The 15,781-nt window shown below is 74.7% G+C and carries 15 protein-coding genes; 4 read left to right on the forward strand and 11 right to left on the reverse strand.

Annotated features, from left to right (window positions below; translation table 11 throughout):
* The 4 genes from ADK60_RS20750 to ADK60_RS20765 form a co-directional block, all read right to left on the reverse strand.
* A partial coding sequence (locus tag ADK60_RS20750; RefSeq protein WP_159400519.1) for a S8 family serine peptidase occupies positions 1-1,073 on the reverse strand: 1,073 nt, incomplete at its 3' end.
* Between the two features lie 136 nt (positions 1,074-1,209).
* Positions 1,210-2,727, reverse strand: a complete 1,518-nt coding sequence (locus tag ADK60_RS20755; protein WP_053648021.1) for a WXG100 family type VII secretion target — start codon at positions 2,725-2,727, stop codon at positions 1,210-1,212.
* Positions 2,724-3,188: a DUF2563 family protein gene (locus ADK60_RS20760; protein WP_159400520.1), complete on the reverse strand. Its 465-nt coding sequence runs from the start codon at positions 3,186-3,188 to the stop codon at positions 2,724-2,726. The genes ADK60_RS20755 and ADK60_RS20760 overlap by 4 nt, the downstream gene beginning before the upstream one ends.
* A gap of 94 nt (positions 3,189-3,282) precedes the next feature.
* On the reverse strand, positions 3,283-4,041 hold the full coding sequence (locus ADK60_RS20765) for an endonuclease V (protein WP_053648025.1): 759 nt from the start codon (positions 4,039-4,041) through the stop codon (positions 3,283-3,285).
* Between the two features lie 228 nt (positions 4,042-4,269).
* On the opposite strand from ADK60_RS20765, the gene ADK60_RS20770 reads away from it, so the two are divergent.
* On the forward strand, positions 4,270-4,497 hold the full coding sequence (locus ADK60_RS20770) for a hypothetical protein (protein WP_037779993.1): 228 nt from the start codon (positions 4,270-4,272) through the stop codon (positions 4,495-4,497).
* Between the two features lie 37 nt (positions 4,498-4,534).
* Here the strand turns inward: ADK60_RS20770 and ADK60_RS20775 are convergent, their stop codons facing one another.
* Both ADK60_RS20775 and ADK60_RS20780 read right to left on the reverse strand, forming a co-directional pair.
* Entirely contained in the window at positions 4,535-5,248 is a 714-nt protein-coding gene (locus tag ADK60_RS20775) for an RDD family protein (protein WP_045938675.1), read from the reverse strand.
* Between the two features lie 82 nt (positions 5,249-5,330).
* Entirely contained in the window at positions 5,331-6,809 is a 1,479-nt protein-coding gene (locus ADK60_RS20780; protein ID WP_053648027.1) for an RDD family protein, read from the reverse strand.
* Between the two features lie 490 nt (positions 6,810-7,299).
* Between ADK60_RS20780 and ADK60_RS20785 the strand changes: the two genes are divergently transcribed.
* Positions 7,300-7,716, forward strand: coding sequence for an SsgA family sporulation/cell division regulator (locus ADK60_RS20785; RefSeq protein ID WP_045938677.1), 417 nt, complete (start codon positions 7,300-7,302; stop codon positions 7,714-7,716).
* A gap of 89 nt (positions 7,717-7,805) precedes the next feature.
* On the opposite strand, the gene ADK60_RS20790 is transcribed toward ADK60_RS20785, so the two are convergent.
* The 4 genes from ADK60_RS20790 to ADK60_RS20805 all read right to left on the reverse strand — a co-directional run bounded on the left by ADK60_RS20790 (position 7,806) and on the right by ADK60_RS20805 (position 13,623).
* A complete protein-coding gene (locus tag ADK60_RS20790) occupies positions 7,806-9,206 on the reverse strand; it encodes a glycosyltransferase 87 family protein (RefSeq protein WP_052708874.1) in 1,401 nt (466 codons plus the stop codon).
* 254 nt (positions 9,207-9,460) lie between these two features.
* On the reverse strand, positions 9,461-11,134 hold the full coding sequence (locus ADK60_RS20795; RefSeq protein ID WP_053648029.1) for a glycoside hydrolase family 18 protein: 1,674 nt from the start codon (positions 11,132-11,134) through the stop codon (positions 9,461-9,463).
* Between the two features lie 210 nt (positions 11,135-11,344).
* Positions 11,345-12,901, reverse strand: a complete 1,557-nt coding sequence (locus ADK60_RS20800; RefSeq protein ID WP_234371192.1) for a HAMP domain-containing sensor histidine kinase — start codon at positions 12,899-12,901, stop codon at positions 11,345-11,347.
* On the reverse strand, positions 12,898-13,623 hold the full coding sequence (locus tag ADK60_RS20805; RefSeq protein WP_078880030.1) for a response regulator transcription factor: 726 nt from the start codon (positions 13,621-13,623) through the stop codon (positions 12,898-12,900). Before ADK60_RS20805 ends, ADK60_RS20800 begins: the two co-directional genes overlap by 4 nt.
* Positions 13,624-13,801: 178 nt before the next feature.
* Between ADK60_RS20805 and ADK60_RS44955 the strand changes: the two genes are divergently transcribed.
* Positions 13,802-14,371, forward strand: coding sequence for a hypothetical protein (locus ADK60_RS44955; protein ID WP_052708876.1), 570 nt, complete (start codon positions 13,802-13,804; stop codon positions 14,369-14,371).
* 30 nt (positions 14,372-14,401) lie between these two features.
* On the opposite strand, the gene ADK60_RS20815 is transcribed toward ADK60_RS44955, so the two are convergent.
* A complete protein-coding gene (locus ADK60_RS20815) occupies positions 14,402-14,935 on the reverse strand; it encodes a VOC family protein (RefSeq protein ID WP_052708877.1) in 534 nt (177 codons plus the stop codon).
* A 335-nt stretch (positions 14,936-15,270) separates the two neighbouring features.
* On the opposite strand from ADK60_RS20815, the gene ADK60_RS20820 reads away from it, so the two are divergent.
* Entirely contained in the window at positions 15,271-15,759 is a 489-nt protein-coding gene (locus tag ADK60_RS20820) for an Lrp/AsnC family transcriptional regulator (RefSeq protein ID WP_053648031.1), read from the forward strand.
* Positions 15,760-15,781: the final 22 nt, after the last annotated feature.

The raw sequence follows: 15,781 nt of genomic DNA on the forward strand, positions 1-15,781 counted from the left end.
CCCCCCGCCGCCCCCACCAGCACCCACCGCACCCCGCGGTTCCCCCCGTCCGCCACCGGCGCCACGGCCTCCGGCGACTCCCACGCCTCCTCCGACGGCGGCGGCGGCACACTCCCCTGCGACTCCACCCGCCCCACCAGCGGATTCTCCCGCGACCCCCCGTCCACCGCCGGATTCACCTCCAACGCCTTCCCCGGCGCCAACACCCCGTACCCGTACCGGTTGCTGGGCACCGCCGACCCGTCGCCGGGTGCCGAGGCGGACTTGATCATCCGATTGATGACCTGCCCGGCGGAGAGCGACGGGTACTTCGCGCGGATCAGGGCGGCGGTGGCGGAGACGTAGGCGGTGGCGTCGGAGGTCCCGTTACCGATGCCCTGCGCACTCGTCGACTTGGCACCAGCCCGGGGGATCTCCGCGCCAGGAGCCACCAGGGTGGTCTCGGGGCCGACGTTGGACTTGCCCCAGAGCTGGCCGGTCTGGTCGACGGCCCCTACCGCGACCACCCCGGGGAAGGCTGCCGGGTAAAGGACAGAACTCGTCTCATTCCCTGTACTTGCCACCAGGACGACGTCCTTGTCGACCGCGTACTTGACCGCCGCGCGTTCCTCGGGATCGGTCCGGGAGAGTCCACCGATGGACATATTGATGACGCCCGCACCGTGGTCGGCTGCATAACGGATCGCCATAGCGAGCTCCGACTGCGGCGAGAGCGACTCCCCCTCCAGCGGGATCCGAACCGGAAGAATCTTGGCCTTGGGAGCCAGACCCATGATGCCGGCCCCATCGCCGTGGCCATGGCCGGCGATGAGGCTGGCCATACCGGTTCCGTGGCCATTGGTGTCCACGGTGCCGTCGGTGTTCGCCCCGGTGAAGTCCTTACCTGCCAGCACCTGTCCCGTCAGGTCTCGATGGTCCTTCAGTACTCCGCTGTCGATGACCGCAACCGTGACACCGTCCCCCTGCGAGACCGGCCAGACAGCGGACTCGGCCCGGTACGTAGCAAGCGGCCACTGAGAATCCCTCACGCTGTCGGCGCGGGACACCCCAGCGCCGGCGACCGCCAGCACCACCCCCGCCAACACGGCTGTCCCGCGACCAAGACGCCAGCCACTCAAGCCCTGCCACCCCACTCAGCGCAGAGGCTGCCCCGGATCCGAACGACCCGCTGGGCACCCGATCGATTCGCCTGGGCCCGAAGGCCTGCCGTCATTCCACCACGTTCGGATTTGCGGGCTCGTCAGATGCCCAGGTCTCCTCGTCCTCGACCAGGTAGTCGGGACGTCGCCGCTTCTTCTCCTCGTCCTTTCTTCCTCTGTCAGAGCTGCCGAGGGGCATCAAAGGCATCTGCATCGAAGGACTCCTGCCACCGGTCTCCGGCTGGATCCGCCCCCGCGCTCCCAACCCCGAGCCACCTTCGGTGAAGGCTTGCTTTCCTCCGCCGCCCTTCCCGGGCCGGTCACCTGCACCGACGATCGTGCCTCCGGCGCGCCCGGCTGCACCTCCGGCAGTGCCTCTCCCCCGGGTAGAACCGGCGCCGGTTGTCCCGCCGCCGCTCGCACCAGACATACCCTCCGCGCCAAAGGCCGCACTGCTGCGACCAGCGGGGTTTCGGCCCGATGTCCCCTCCTTGCCGGCACGCGGGGCCTCGGGTCCCGACGTTTCGCGTCGGGCCCCCGAGCCGGGCCCTTGCTTGCCAACAGGAGTAAAGGGCTGCGCTGTCCCGGTCGGATGGGGAGAGGTGCCTCCAGGCCCCTGCGACGCGACGGACTGGGCCGCCGAACTGCTTGGCAGAGCTTGATTGCCGCCAGCCCCCGGCGTACCGAGCAGAGACGTGCTGCTGGGGTCCGGCGACTTCCTACCGGACGCCGGGGAGGAACCAGGCTCGGTGCCGTCCACGACCGTTCCGGCACCGAAACTCACCGGTGCAGACTTGGGCGGCGGCATGGCAACCCCACCCTTGACACCAGGGTCGGAGGGGGCGGGTGGTGGTGTCGAGTACGACGGACTCGCCGCCTGGGAGGTCGAACGTCCGGTACCGCCGGTCCAAGGATCCGCTACCCCCGTCTCCCGTGGCCGGGAGACAGGCACCGTGCCCGCCCCGGGGTGGCCTGCCCCGACACCGCCGAGGAAACCACCGACAGCCGCGTATCCACTCGCTCCGGCGCCGTCATCCTCCGGCAGATCCGTGTAACCGTCCTTATTTCCCGGCTTCGGCGGGGGTGGGGGTGGCTTCAGCATGGGGGCGGCGGTGCGGTAGTGCATGGCGAGGGTTTGGAGGACGGTGGCGGCTTCGGCCTTCTTCTGGTTGGCGAGGTCGGTGCGGGCGTCCTCGTCGTCGGCGCCGAAGAGGGAGGAGAAGGTGTCGCCGACGCCGTCCTTGAACTGAGCCCAGCCGCTGGGTTCCTCGGGCATGTTGCGTTTGGCCTCGGCGATGGCCTCGGAGACCGCCTTGAGGGTGATGGCCGCGTCGTTGGCGTAGGAGGCGGCGGTGTTGATGGTGGTGGCGAGGTGGAGCATGCGGGCGTGGAAGGCGTCGCTGGTGCTGCCTTCCCAGGTGGTGGCGGCCTCGGTGCTGGCGCGGGTGAGGGTCGTGCGGATGGCCTTGAGGGTGTCGGCGGCGCGGCGCCAGGGGTCGGCGGCGGCCATCACCTCGCCGGGGTTGAGGGCCTGGACCATGGCGCGGAGTTCGGCGTGGCTGAACTGCCGGAAGTCGGTGTACTTCATCGGACGCCCTTCCCGTCGTCGTGCCGGGCCGGGGCGGTGGTCCGGGCGTAGGCGGCGGCGCTGGTGGCGGAGGGGTTGGCGACCGACCAGCCGTCGTCGCCGAGTTTCAGCTTGGTCCTGGTGCGGTGTTCCTGTTCCTCGTAGTTGGTCGCGGTGAGTTCGGCCTTCTTCTGGGCCTCGTCGACGGCTTCCTGGAGCTGGTCGAGGACGTCGCGCAGGCCGTCGCGCATGGTCTGGTAGCGGCCGTGCAGGTCGGTGGCCTCGGCGAAGGTTCCGAGGGCCTTGGGGCCGATGCCGCTGCGGCCGTGGGTGGCGGTGCCGTCCGCGTGGTGCTGGAACTCGGCGAGGAGCAGCCGCACTTGGGCGGCGAAGGCGCGCAGTTGTTCGACCTCGACGCGGTAGCCGCGTCCGGCTCCCCCGGTCGATCCTGTTCCGTTCCCCGTTCCGTTCCCCGTTGCCACTGCGGCGCCTCCCCCGTGCGTCCGGCCGGTGTGTCGTTCACGGTTCTGGTGATCCGGTCATGTCTAACACACGATCCGGGCCCCTGGCGTGCCGTCAGTTCACGTCCGAGGTCGCGCCGGTGGCGTCGGCGGCAGTGAGGGCGGCGAGGGCGCGGCGGCAGAGCGAGTCGGCGTGCCGGGTGGTTTCGGGGAGGCGGTAGTGGGGGGTGAGGGCGAGGGTGGTCCCGACGGCTTCGGTGAGGCCGATGCGGTGTCCGACGGAGACGAAGACGGGTTTGACGCCGGCCCGGGTGCGGACGGCGCTGCCGACCTCTTCTCCGGTGGCCGGGTCGGTGAGCGGAGTCCGGTCGCCGCGGTCGGGGCCGGGGGGCCGGTGGTCGAAGGTGAACGGGGTCTTGGCGACGCCGAGGGTGCGCAGGCCGGTGAGGACGCCGAGGTGGCTGGCGAGGCCGAGGCGGCGGGGGTGGGCGAGGCCGTAGCCGTCGCAGACGACGGTGCCGGGGCGGTGGGTGAGGGCGTCGAGGGCGTCGAGGACGGCGGGGATCTCGCGGAAGGCGAGCAGGCCGGGGATGTAGGGGAAGGCGATGCGTCCGGTGGCGGTGGCTTCGTCGACGACGGCGAGGGTGGCGCGGTCGAGCACCACGGCGGCCGCGACGACGAGGTCCCGTTCGTCGTCGTAGGCGACGTCGACGCCGGCGATCAGCCGGTCGTCACCGACCGGAACGGAGGAGGCCAGAACGGAGGAAGCCGGGGCGGTGGCAAGCGCCCCGGTCGGCCGGACGAGCGGGCGCAGGCGTTCCTGTTCGGCGAGCGCCTCGGCCTCGGTGGTGGGCCAGTCGGCGGGGATGGGCACGGCGGTTCCCCCTGGTGCGTGGTGCGGTGGTGCGGTCGGGCCCACGGTACCGAGCGGGGCGGACGGGCTCGGGGGCGGTTCCGTGAGCCCGTGCGCCCCCCGTGCCCCGGGCGCGCCGGGCTAGCCTGGACGGAATGCCGCGGACGACCGCCGGAACGCTCACGGGGCGGCCGGCGTCCGCCCCGGCAACGGCCCGCTCGTTCCCCCCGACGCGCGAAGGACTCCGCCATGTCGCACCGCCCGACCACCGCGCAGTTCGCGCTCGGTGTCTTCACCGTGGTCGCCGCCACGGTCGCCCTGCTGGCCGCCACCGGTGTCTCGGGCGTCCTGGGGGTCGCCGTGGTGGTGCTCTTCGCGCTCGCGCTGGGCACCCTGGTGACGGTGCTCGCGGCGCCGGCCCCGCACGCGGCCGACCGGCGCGCGGAGCACCGCACGCCGGTCGGCGGGCACGAGTAACAGGCCGCTCGGGCCGGTTCAGACACCTCGGGCCGGTTCAGGTCGTGGAGACCACCACGGTCCGCGCGGCCTTGTCGTGGATGCACTGCCGGTACGGCTTGTCGAACACGCCGAACAGGCCGTCGATCAGCCACCAGAGGACGGCGCAGCAGAGCACGGCGGGCAGGATGAAGACCGCCGCCCTGGTCCAGGCGGCCGACTGGGTAGGGGTGTTGCCGTCGACCAGCATGGCGACCCGGACCTTCATGGCCTTCTTGCCGAGGGTCTGGCCGTCCCGGCCGAGCATCACTCCGTCGTAGACGAGGTAGAGCCCGCAGGCGAGCCAGAACGAGCCGGCCGAACCGGAGCGGTCGGTGAGGCTGGCGAAGGGCAGGATCAGGATCACGGCGACGGCCTGGACCAGCACGTAGTCGATCAGCCGGGCGACGATCCGGTTGGGCCAGGTGCCGAGCGGGGGCATCCCGGGGACGGGGCCGCCGCCGGGCGTGCCGTATCCGGCGGGGCCCTGCCCGGGCGGCGGCTGGTCGTAGGGCGACTGGCCGTAGGGGCCCTGGCCGCCGGGGGCTCCGCCGTAGGTGCCGCCGTACGCGCCGGGGCCGCCGGCTCCGGGGCCACCGGGGGGTGGCGGGGTGCCGTACGGGTCCGACGGCGCACCTTCCGGCGTGCCGCCGCCCTGCTGCGGGGGCTGCTTGCCGAAGGAGGGCTTGCCGCCCCCCTCCGGCTCGGGGCCTGAGGGGTCGTAGGTACTCATTCCCCGAGTAGAACATCACGCATTCTGTTGATTCGGGATATTCAGTCCGTTTTGTCGGCCGAGGCCACCGCCAGGGCAGGGATCAGAGCCGGACGACCCGGGTGCGGGCCGCCCGGTCGTGCCAGCCGCGCCGGGCCGGGCGGTCGAACAGCGGCCAGAGCAGGCCGACCACCAGCAGCGCCGACGCCTGCCCGACCAGCCAGCGGACCAGGGAACGGCCGAGCCCGGGACGGTCCGGGACGGCGGCCGAGCCCGCCCGGGCCGTGGCGACCACCCGGATCCGGGCGAGCCGCTTGCCGAAGGTCTGGCCGGTGCGGGCGGTCGGCAGGGCCTCGAAGAGCAGGCCGACGAAGAGCAGGATGCCGAGCAGAACGGCGACCTTGCCGAGCACCGTGCCGTCCACCAGCCAGACGTCCACCTGACGGCGGGTGAGACTGCTGGCCATCCGGGCCTGGTCGAGCTTGCGCTGGAGGTGGGCCTCGACGGAGCGGCCGAGCGGGACTCCGGCGGCGACGGCGACCACGGCCAGGACGGCGGTGTCGACCAGCCGGGCGACGAGCCGACGGCCGAGGCCGGCGGGGCGGGGCGCCGGTGCCGCCCCGGTGCGGCGGCGGGGGGCGGCGGACGACGCCCGGGCAGGCGCCGTGGCAGCGGCGGTGACGGCAGGAGCGGCGGTGACAGCGGGAGCGGCGGGGACGGGACGGCGGGCGGGAACGGCGGCGGCCGGGGGCGGCTCGACGGCCTCCACCACATCCACCGCCCCCTCCTCCTCCGGCTCCGGCCGCACCGGGGACTCCACGACGTCGGAGTGCACCGGGGCCGCGACCCTCGCCGCCGGGACGGAACGCCGCTCGGCCGGGCCGGGGGTGACGGGCGACGCCGGCCCCGAGGGGGGCACGGAAGCCGGTTCGGAGGCCGGTACGGGCACCTCGACCGCGGCGGGCGCCTCGGCAGCCACCGCGCCGGACGGCTCCTCCGCGCCGGGGAGGACCCCCCAGGACACCCACCGCGGCGCGCTCCCCGTCTCCATCAGGCCCCGCTGCGCCCGGGGGTCCACCTGCCAGCCGGCCGGCTCCGGTGCCGGCTGGGCCGGCGCCTCCGGTACGGGGTCGGGCGCCGGTCCCGCGGGCCCGTCGACCACCACCGGCTCCCCGCCGCGGCGGAACACCGGGCCGTTGCCCGGGGCCGCGAAGGTGAACGACGCCCCGCCCGCCGTCCGGTCCAGGTACACCGGCCCGGTGTCCCCGCCGGACGCCGGTTCCGGCACCGGTACGGACACCGGCATCGACACGGACACCGGCACCGGCTCGGCGGCCACCGGCGGCGGCACGTACCGGGCCCCGGCCCCGGCGCCGGCGCCCGCGGCGGCGGGGCGGCGGGTCGCGTACCGGGGCGGTTCCAGCACCTCGCCCTCGGCCGGGGCGGCCCTGCTGGTGCCGGGCACCCAGGCCGAGCCGCCCCAGTAGCGGACGAAACCGGGAACGGACGGGTCGGGGTAGTAGCCCGGCGCGGGGCCGACGGCCGTCTCCGTGCTGCCGCCGGCGTGGGGCCGGTCCGTCATGGGGGTCTCTTTCCTGGCAGGGCCGATGCGGCTCGCCCGGCGAGCGGGGTGCGCGACGGTGGCACGGGCGACCCGGATGGCTCCGCCGTCGGCGCGCGCGAGGGGGTGCCGCCGAGGAGGCGGACAGTCGCCGGGCAGTCACAAAGCGTAGTACCTCGGCGGGGGCGCGGTGCGAAGTTGCCCATTCGGGGGACAGCCCGGGGCCGCCCACGGTAAGGAAGACGGCGCACATGCCCGACCACGCGCCCGCCCTGCCCCGTTCACCACTCCGTGTACCCCCGGCAACGGACCCGCCGCGGAGTCCCCCGAGGAGTCCCGCCCCAGGCGTCCGCCCAGACGTCCGCCCCCGCACCCGCCCGCCCGGACGTCCGCCGGGAATCCCGGGCCGAAGAAATTCCGGAAACCCGTGTAAGAGCGCTCCCGGGCCGCGCTCTCCCAGGTGACAGGGCCCGACACCGGGCACGAACCGCAGGCAGAGAGGAACCCGATCATGGAGCGCCCGACGAGCGTGGTCGAGCACGAGCTGGAGCTCAACCTGGTGCTCTCCCCCGAGCACAGCGTCCCCGTCCCCGCCCGGCTGTCCTACGGCAGCCACGACCCGTACGCCGTGCACATCACCTTCCACCTGGACACCGGCTCGCCGGTGACCTGGGTGTTCGCCCGCGAGCTGCTGGTGGAGGGCACCTTCCGGCCCTGCGGCCAGGGCGACGTGCGGATCTGGCCGACCCGGTCGGGACGGCGCAGCGTGCTCTGCCTGGCGCTGAGCTCCCCGGCCGGGGACGCGCTGCTGGAGGCGCCGCTGCCGGTGGTGGCCGCCTGGCTGGAGCGGGCGCACCGGCTGGTGCCGCCGGGCAGCGAGATGGCCGCGCTGGACATGGACGGCTCGCTGGCCGAGCTGCTCGCGTGAGGCGTCGCGTCCCGGTCCACCGCACGGATCGGCCGGACCGGCGGTGCCTCACCGGCGCCCGTCCGGCCCTCCCCGGCAACCGGGCCGAGTCAGCGGGCCGCGGGGGCCTGCTGACGCTCGCGCGCGGACTCCGACGAACCGCCGTCGCGCTGACCGGGCAGCGCGGTCGGTGCCGCCCCGGCCGCCAGGCGCCGGGCCCGTACGCGTAGCGCGGCGGCCAGCAGGAAGCAGATCCCGACGAGCGGGTAGACCGAGGTCGGGATCTGGTGCAGCGGCGACAGCTCCAGCACCAGCGCGCCCTTGGGCTTGGCGAGCCACATCGCGAACGACAGGAAGGCGATCAGCGTGGCCCCGAAGGCGAGCCGCCAGCGCAGCTTGCGGACGGCGGCCGGGCGGGCCCGTTCGACCGCGGCCTCGCAGCCGAGCAGCACCAGCACGGGCACGCACCAGACCCAGTGGTGGGTCCAGCTGATCGGCGAGATCAGGACGGCGGTGACGGCGGCGCAGCAGACGCCCCACGCCTCGGAGCGCGCCAGCCAGCGCGAGCTGCGGGCGGCCCAGGTGGCGACGCCGAGGCCGGCCACCGCGACGGCGACGGCCACCAGAGTGCCGGTGAGGCCCGGTGCGGGGGTGTGCAGCAACCGGGCGACGGCGCCGCTTAGTGCCTGGTTGTCGACGACCTCGGTCTTGCCGACCCGCGAGGAGTCGTAGAGGTACTTGGTCCAGAAGCCCCAGGTGGCGTCGGGCAGGACGAGCGCGCCGAGCAGGAAGGTGCCGAGGAAGGTCGCGCCGGCCACGAACGCGGCCCGGATCCGGCCGGTGAGCAGCAGGTAGACCGCGAACAGGCCGGGGGTGAGCTTGATGCCGGCGGCGATGCCGATCGCGACGCCCTTGCTGCGCTTCCCGTCGGGCCGGGTGAGGTCCCAGAGGATGAGGCAGGCCAGGGCGAGGTTGATCTGGCCGTAGCGCAGCGTGGTGTAGACGGGTTCCAGCCAGACGCCGGCGCCGGTGACCAGGATCACGCCGATCGCGCGGAGGTCCCGGCGCGGCCAGCCGACCAGCTTGAACGACAGGTGGGCGAACAGCGCGAGCAGCCCGAGGTTGCAGAGCGTGATCGCGACCCGCAGGAACGGCACCGGGAACCAGGTCGTCGGCACGAACAGCATCGCGGCGAACGGCGGGTAGGTGGCGGGCAGGTTCCACTGGGTGACGCGCAGGCCGTAGAGGTCCCCGCCGTTGACGACGGCGGCGCCCTCGGCCCGGTAGACGATCATGTCGACCATCGAGGTGTGCGCGAAGTGCCGCACCACCGCGTAGCCGAGCAGGGAGACCAGCGCGAGCAAGGACACGATCAGCAGCGGGCGGCGCGGGGCCTCGCGCAGGGCGCGGACGGGCGCGCCGAGGGCCGAGCGCAGCCGGTCCGACAGGGGGGCGGGCGTCAGGTCGGGTGGGGTGTCCACCGCGCCGCGCTCGTCTTGCACCGCTGTCACTTCTCGCTCCGTCCGCCGATCGGCCAACCAGCGACGATACCGGATGCCCGGCGGACGGGTCGGGTCGAGCATCGTCACGGAGAGTGATGAATGGGGAATTGGAGCCGGCCGGCCGTGCCCCGTTGCGGTCGGGGCACGGACGGCCGGAGTCGGTGCGGCGGACGGATCCGCAGGGTGCCGCGCGAGGTCGGCGGTGGCTCGTCACGGACGCGGCGGGCCGGTCGGCGGTGGCCCGTCACGGCCCGGCGGGCCGGTCAGCCGGTGTAGGCGCCCAGGGCCCGGGTGAAGTCCAGCGGCTGCTGGACGATCGAGCTGCAGCTCGCGTCCGCGTACGCCTTGGCGCCGCCCTCGCAGGCCTTGTCGCGGGTGCCGGACCACATCGCCAGCCAGGCCAGGTGCTTGCTCCTGGCGAACTCGGCGAGCTGCTTGGCGTCGGCGACGGTGAAGACCTCACTGGCCACGTCGTTGACGCCGATCATCGGGGTGACCGCGACCCGGCGCCAGGCGGCCGCGTCGTCCAGGCCGAGCACGCTCTTCACCTGCGCCTGGGTGGCGGTGGCCGCGGCGATGGCGTAGCTGCCCATCCGGCCCTGCGGGTCGGGGGCGACCCCGTCGCCGTAGTCCATCGCCATGATGTTGACCGCCCCGATCGTCACACCGTTGTTCTTGGCGTCGGCGACCAGGTCGACGCCTTCCTGGGTCAGCCCGGAGGGGAGCGCGGGGAGGGTGAAGGAGACGTCCAGGGCCTTGCCCTTGGCGGCGGCGTTCTTCTGCAGCTGGGCGACGGCCTGGGCGCGCCGGGTGTTGGCCGCGGTGTTGGCGATCGCGCCGCCCTCGACGTCGAAGTCGAGCCGGGTGAGGCCGAAGGCGTCGACGGTCCGCTGGTAGACGGCGGTCAGGTCGGCGACGGAGGAGCAGGCGAGGGCGAGCTCGCTGCCGTTGGCGCCGCCGAAGGAGACCCGGACGTCGCCGCCGATCGCCCGCAGGGCGCCGATCCGGGCCGCCACCGCATCGTCGGCGAGCTCGGTCACACCGCCCCACTTCGGGGTGCAGCCGCCGCCGGAGACGACGAAGGCCAGGGTGAAGTCCTTGACCCCGGTGGCCTTGGCGGTGGCGACCAGGTCGTACGGCGGGTAGAGCGAGGTGTCGACGTAGGGCGCGAAGCGGCCGCCGCCCGCCGGGGCAGGGGTGCCGGTCGCGGTGGCGGTGGGCGCCGGGGTGGTGGGCACCGGGGTGGTGGGCGCGACGGTGGCGGTCGTGCTGGCCGTCGGGGTCGGAGTGGTCGGCCGGGCGGTCGCGGTGCCGGTCGGGCTCGGCGCCCCGGTGGTGGGCCGGGCGGTCCCGGTCCCGGTGGCGGTGGCCGAGGCGGAGGCCGTCGCGGTCGCCGGGACGGAGGCGGAGGGCGAGGCGGACGCCGAGGCCGACGCGCTGCCGGTCGGGCGGCCGGACGGAGTGGGCACGGTGCCGTCCCCGGCCTTGCAGGAGGTCTTGTTGATCAGGCAGTTGCCCGGCTCGGCCTGGGCCGCGCCGGTGCCCTGGGCGACGTAGCCGACCACGACGCTCCGCCCGGGCTCCAGCCGCTTGCTCCACGACTCGGGCCGCACGGTGATGTGCCCGCCCTCGGCGGTGAAGGTGGCGTTCCAGAGCGAGTCGATCTTCGCGCCGGCGGGCAGGTCGAAGGTGAGCGTCCAGTCCTCGATCGCGTGGTCCGCCGGGTTGGTGACCAGGTACTGGCCGGTGTAGCCGGAGTCCCAGCCGCTGGTGCGGGTGTAGACGGCGCCGAGCGGGGCGGCACTGGCCGAGGAGGCCAGGACGACGACACCGCCGGCGACCAGGGCGGCGGCGACCGCCGAGGCGCCGAGCACCGTGCCCCTGCGGCTGCGCCGACGGCGGCCGCCGGGGCGGCGAGGGGGCTGCTGGGTCGTCATGGGGCGTACCTCCGGGGCTGGCAGATGCGCGGTCGGGGGGTGACCGGCGCGGCCGACCCGGACGACGCTAGCGGGACCGAATGGCCGGAATCCGTCTGCTGAGCCAGGGGTAGAACTCCCTTACGGCGCGCTTAAGAAAGAGGTCCGCGTCCAGCCCCCGGCCCGGGCCGGCGCCGAAACCTTTCTTCAACCGCTCCACGGCACCCCTGCTCAGCGCGCGAACAGCGATCCCCGGCCACGGCGCCGACCGGTCCGGGGCGGGAGGATGCCGTCCGGCCTGGACCGCAGCCGCAGCCGGATCTCGGCCCCGCCCAGCACCGCCGACCGGCCGAGCGCGAGATCCCCGCCGGTGGCCTCGGCGAACTTGCGGACGATGTCCAGCCCGAGCCCGGTCGAGCCCTCGCCGCCGTGGCCCTCGCCCCGCTTCAGGGCCGCCTCCGGATCGGTGAAGCCCGGGCCCGCGTCGCCGACCAGCACGATCACCGAACTCCCGGTGGCCAGCACGTCCACCGAGAAGGCGGTGCCGACGCCCGTGTGCCGGAAGACATTGCCGAGCAGCGCGTCCACGGCGGCGGCCAGGTCCCCGCGCTGGACCGGGACCGGTGTCTCCCGGTCCGCGCCGGCCAGCTGCCAGCGGCGGCCCTCGTCCTCGGCGAGCGCCGACCAGAAGCCGACCCGCTCACGGATCACCTCGGCCGCGTCGCAGCCGACCGTGACGGCGGGCGCGTCCTCGGGTGCACGGCGGGCCGAGCGGATGATCTGGTCGACCTCGCGCTCCAGCTGCGCCACCGCGTGCCGGGTGGCGTCGGCCGCGTCGCCCTCGCCCAGCGAGGCCGCGTTGAGCCGCAGCACGGTCAGCGGGGTGCGCAGCCGGTGCGACAGGTCGGCGGCCAACTCCCGCTCGGCGGCCAGCAGCTGGACCACCCGGTCGGCCATGGCGTTGAACGCGTGGGCGGCCTCCCGCAGCTCCTCGGGGCTGCCGGCGGCCTGCTTGCCGTCCACCGGCACCCGGACCGCGAGGTCGCCCGCGCCGAGCGAACGGGCCGCGGCGGCGAGCCGGCGGGCCGAGCCGACGATCCGGGCGCCCATCCGGTCGGCGACCAGCACCGAGACGGCGACCAGGCCGAGCGCGACCCCGGAGAGCACCTGCCAGGCGGTGGCGACGCCCCGGGTGAGGTCCCCGTCGGCCACGAACACCTCGACCACGGCGGTCCGGACGGTGTCCACCGCGACCGGCTGGAGCAGCGCGTAGCCGCCCGGGACCTCGACGGTGAACGAGCGTCCCTGGCCCCCGGCGCTGGCCACGTCGGCCGCCAGTGCGCGGACTTCACCGATGGTCGCGCCGGCGGCCGGCCCCGCGCCGCCGGCCGCCGCCGTCCCGTCCGAGACCTTCCCCGCCGGGGCCGTCCCGCCGGAGGCCGTCCCGCCGGGTGCCGAGGCCACCCCGCCCGCGGCGCCGCCCGGTCCCGGCAGCGCCCCCGCACCGGCCCCGGCCGCCTCGGCCGGCGGCAGGTGCACCGCCATCCGCCCCTGCGCACCGGCGTCCGTCGAGGCCACCGCCCGGGCGATGGCGTCCTGGTCGGTGGTGATGGCCAGGGCCGGGCCGAGCGCTGCCGCCTGCCGCTCCGCGGCCGTGAACGCCCGGTCGCGGGCGGTCTGCTGGACCATCAGGCCGAGCGGGATGAGGAAGGCCAGCGCGACCATCGTGGTACCGGCCACGGCGGCCTTGATCAGGGCCCAGCGCAGCGAGTGCCGCAACCGCCTCATGTCCGGCGCTCCACCGGGACGGGCCCGGGCCCGGCGGGATGCCCGGACGCCTCCAGCCGGACCCCGACCCCGCGCACGGTGTGCAGATAGCGCGGGCTGGACGCCGTCTCCCCGAGCTTGCGGCGCAACCAGGACAGGTGCACGTCGATCGTCTGGTCACCGCCGTAGGTCTGCCGCCACACCTCGGCCAGGATCTCCTTGCGGGGCACCACCACGCCCGGGCGGGCGGCGAGGAAGGCCAGCAGGTCGAACTCACGCCGGGTCAGGTCCAGTGCCCGCCCGTCCAGTGCGGCCTCCCGGCGCTGGAGGTCGATCGCCAGCCCGCCGACCCTGAGCACCTGGCTGACCGGTGCCGCCCCGCCGCCGAGCCGGCGCAGCACGGCGGCCATCCGGGCGCTGAGGTGCTCCCCGGAGAACGGTTTCACCAGGTAGTCGTCCGCGCCGTCGTTGAGCAGCCGGACGATCTCGGCCTCGTCGTCGCGGGCGGTGGAGATGATCACCGGGACGTTGGTCAGACCGCGGATCATCTTGAGCGCCTCGCTGCCGTCCAGATCCGGCAGTCCGAGGTCCAGGATCACCAGGTCGCAGCCGACCTGGGCGACCTCGCGCAGCGCCTCCAGGGCTGTGCCCACGCTGCGGACCGCGTGGCCGGTGTCGGACAGGTGGCGGATGAGGGCGGATCGCACGAAGGGGTCGTCCTCGACCACGAGCACTGTTGCCATGGGGCTGCACGGTACGGCATCGGCCCCGAATGGTCTGTACCTCGGGGTCGCCCCGGGCAGCGCTCCGTGAACCTTCGGGAAGGGTTCGCCCGGAACGTCACGGGTTTGTGCAAGTCCCCTGTGGAAGTGCGGGGGTGCCCACCTGCTGGGAGCGGTGATGGGGCAGGATGTGCGCACTATGCGGAACGGACTGGTACAGCTCGGCGCCTGGGCGGCGGCCACCGGGGCGGCGGTGGCGCTGTCCTGGTTCGGCGTGCACACGGTGCTGACCGGGGCCGCGTTCGAACAGCCCACCGCGCTGCCGCTGCCCTCACCGGCCTCGGCCGGTGGCGCGAGACCCACGCCGACTCCGTCGGCGGAACCCACGCAGTCGGCCGGCCGGCCGGATCCGGCCGCGCCGCCGTCCACCGCCCCGGCGTCGGCCGCCCCGTCCAGGTCCGGTTCCCCGGCCGCCGCCGCGCCACCCGCGGCCCCCTCGACCGCCGCCGCCGTGTCGCACCGCCCGGCGCCGGCCACGAGCACGACGTCCTCCGTCCGCAGCTATCTCGTCCCGGGCGGCAAGGTCGCCCTGGACCTCCGGTCCGACCGGGCCTCGCTGGTCACGGCCGCCCCGGACCCGGGCTGGCAGATGCAGGTCTGGGACGGCCCGCAGTGGATCCGGGTGGACTTCACCAAGGACAACCAGGCCAACTCGGTGTTCGTCTACTGGAACGGGCACCCGCCGGTGGTCGACACCGTCACCCGCTGAGCGGGCCGGGGCCGCGCCCCCGGCGCTCCGTCACCACCGCTCGAAGGGCACGTAGCCCGGCAGATAGGGCCCCCGGTAGCGGGACCGGTCGACCAGGGTGTGCCTGGTCCCGCCGGGCACCCCGATCGCGGCGAGCACCACCGTGCCGTACGCGTCCCGCACCTCGTACGGCTCGGCGAGCGAGGCCGCGCCCCGGTCGACGGCGTAGTCGTAGGCGTAACAGACGTCCGGCACGGCCACCGCGAGGTCGATCACGCCGTCACCGTGCCGGGCCAGCCGGCCGGCCAGTTCCCGGCCGCGCGGGCCGATCACCTGGACCAGCGAGGTCAGCACGAAGCGGGTGCCGGGCGCCTGCAGCACATAGGAGACGATCTCGGGTTCGCCGGTCTCGGGCCCGGCGTACGCGGTGCAGCGCAGGCCGAGCGCGACCGCGTACCGGTGGGCCGCCCGCTCGGCGTCGCCGACCGCGAACACCACCGCGTCGGCGCGGCCCATCGGGAGGAGGCCGGGCTCGTCCGGCCCGGCGGCGGTGAGCAGCACGGGTTCGGCGGCGGTGTCGGTCATGTCAGCCCTCCCGGTGGGGGTACGGGACCACGGTTCCGCTCGCGGACCGGTGGGGGCCGGCGCGCGGGGTCGTGGCTGGAGGGTGGCGCCGGGGCGACATCCGCGCAACTGTTCCGTTTCCTCCTGGTCAAGCTGTGCTCCGGGGCGGGAGAATCGGCCGCACCGCTGTACACAATGCCCACCCGAGGACGGAGCCCGCGATGCCCCCCGCCCACGCCCCCAGCCCGACGGGCGCGCCCGGATCGCCCAACTCGCCCACCGGACAAGGGCATTCCGGCACCACCCCGGCCACTGCCGGGACCGGGGCCGGGACCGCGGCCGCGGCCGGAGCCGGGGTGGCCCCGGGGAGCACCAACGACGCCATCGACGCCCTGGACGGCCGGCTGATCCGGCTGCTCGCCGAGGAGCCCCGGATCGGCGTCCTGGAGTGCTCACGACGGCTCCAGGTGGCCCGCGGCACGGTGCAGGCCCGGCTGGACCGGCTCCAGGCGCGCGGGGTGATCGGCGGCTTCGGCCCGGAGGTGGACCCGGCGGCGCTCGGCTACCCGGTGACGGCCTTCGCGACCCTGGAGATCTCCCAGGGCCAGGGCGCGGACGTGCGCGCGCACCTGGCGGCGGTGCCGGAGGTGCTGGAGCTGCACACCATCACCGGGCACGGCGACATGATGGTGCGGATCGTGGCCCGGTCGAACGCCGATCTGCAGCGGGTGATCGACCGGGTGGTGGGCTTCGACGGGATCGTCCGCTCCTCCACCGCGATCGCGCTGGAGAACCCGGTGCCCTACCGGATCCTGCCGCTGGTCGACCAGGCCGCCGCCGAGTAGCCCGCCGTCCGGCCACCCAGCC

This window comes from Streptomyces sp. XY431, assembly GCF_001279805.1.
Taxonomy (GTDB): Bacteria; Actinomycetota; Actinomycetes; order Streptomycetales; family Streptomycetaceae; genus Kitasatospora; species Kitasatospora purpeofusca.

Bases quoted from the DNA above. Each gene is read 5' to 3' on its own strand.
- ADK60_RS20755 (WP_053648021.1), bottom strand. From the start codon at position 2,727: ATGAAGTACACCGACTTCCGGCAGTTCAGCCACGCCGAACTCCGCGCC.
- ADK60_RS20770 (WP_037779993.1), top strand. From the start codon at position 4,270: ATGTCGCACCGCCCGACCACCGCGCAGTTCGCGCTCGGTGTCTTCACC.
- ADK60_RS20775 (WP_045938675.1), bottom strand. From the start codon at position 5,248: ATGAGTACCTACGACCCCTCAGGCCCCGAGCCGGAGGGGGGCGGCAAG.
- ADK60_RS20780 (WP_053648027.1), bottom strand. From the start codon at position 6,809: ATGACGGACCGGCCCCACGCCGGCGGCAGCACGGAGACGGCCGTCGGC.
- ADK60_RS20785 (WP_045938677.1), top strand. From the start codon at position 7,300: ATGGAGCGCCCGACGAGCGTGGTCGAGCACGAGCTGGAGCTCAACCTG.
- ADK60_RS20795 (WP_053648029.1), bottom strand. From the start codon at position 11,134: ATGACGACCCAGCAGCCCCCTCGCCGCCCCGGCGGCCGCCGTCGGCGC.
- ADK60_RS20800 (WP_234371192.1), bottom strand. From the start codon at position 12,901: ATGAGGCGGTTGCGGCACTCGCTGCGCTGGGCCCTGATCAAGGCCGCC.
- ADK60_RS20805 (WP_078880030.1), bottom strand. From the start codon at position 13,623: ATGGCAACAGTGCTCGTGGTCGAGGACGACCCCTTCGTGCGATCCGCC.
- ADK60_RS44955 (WP_052708876.1), top strand. From the start codon at position 13,802: ATGCGGAACGGACTGGTACAGCTCGGCGCCTGGGCGGCGGCCACCGGG.
- ADK60_RS20815 (WP_052708877.1), bottom strand. From the start codon at position 14,935: ATGACCGACACCGCCGCCGAACCCGTGCTGCTCACCGCCGCCGGGCCG.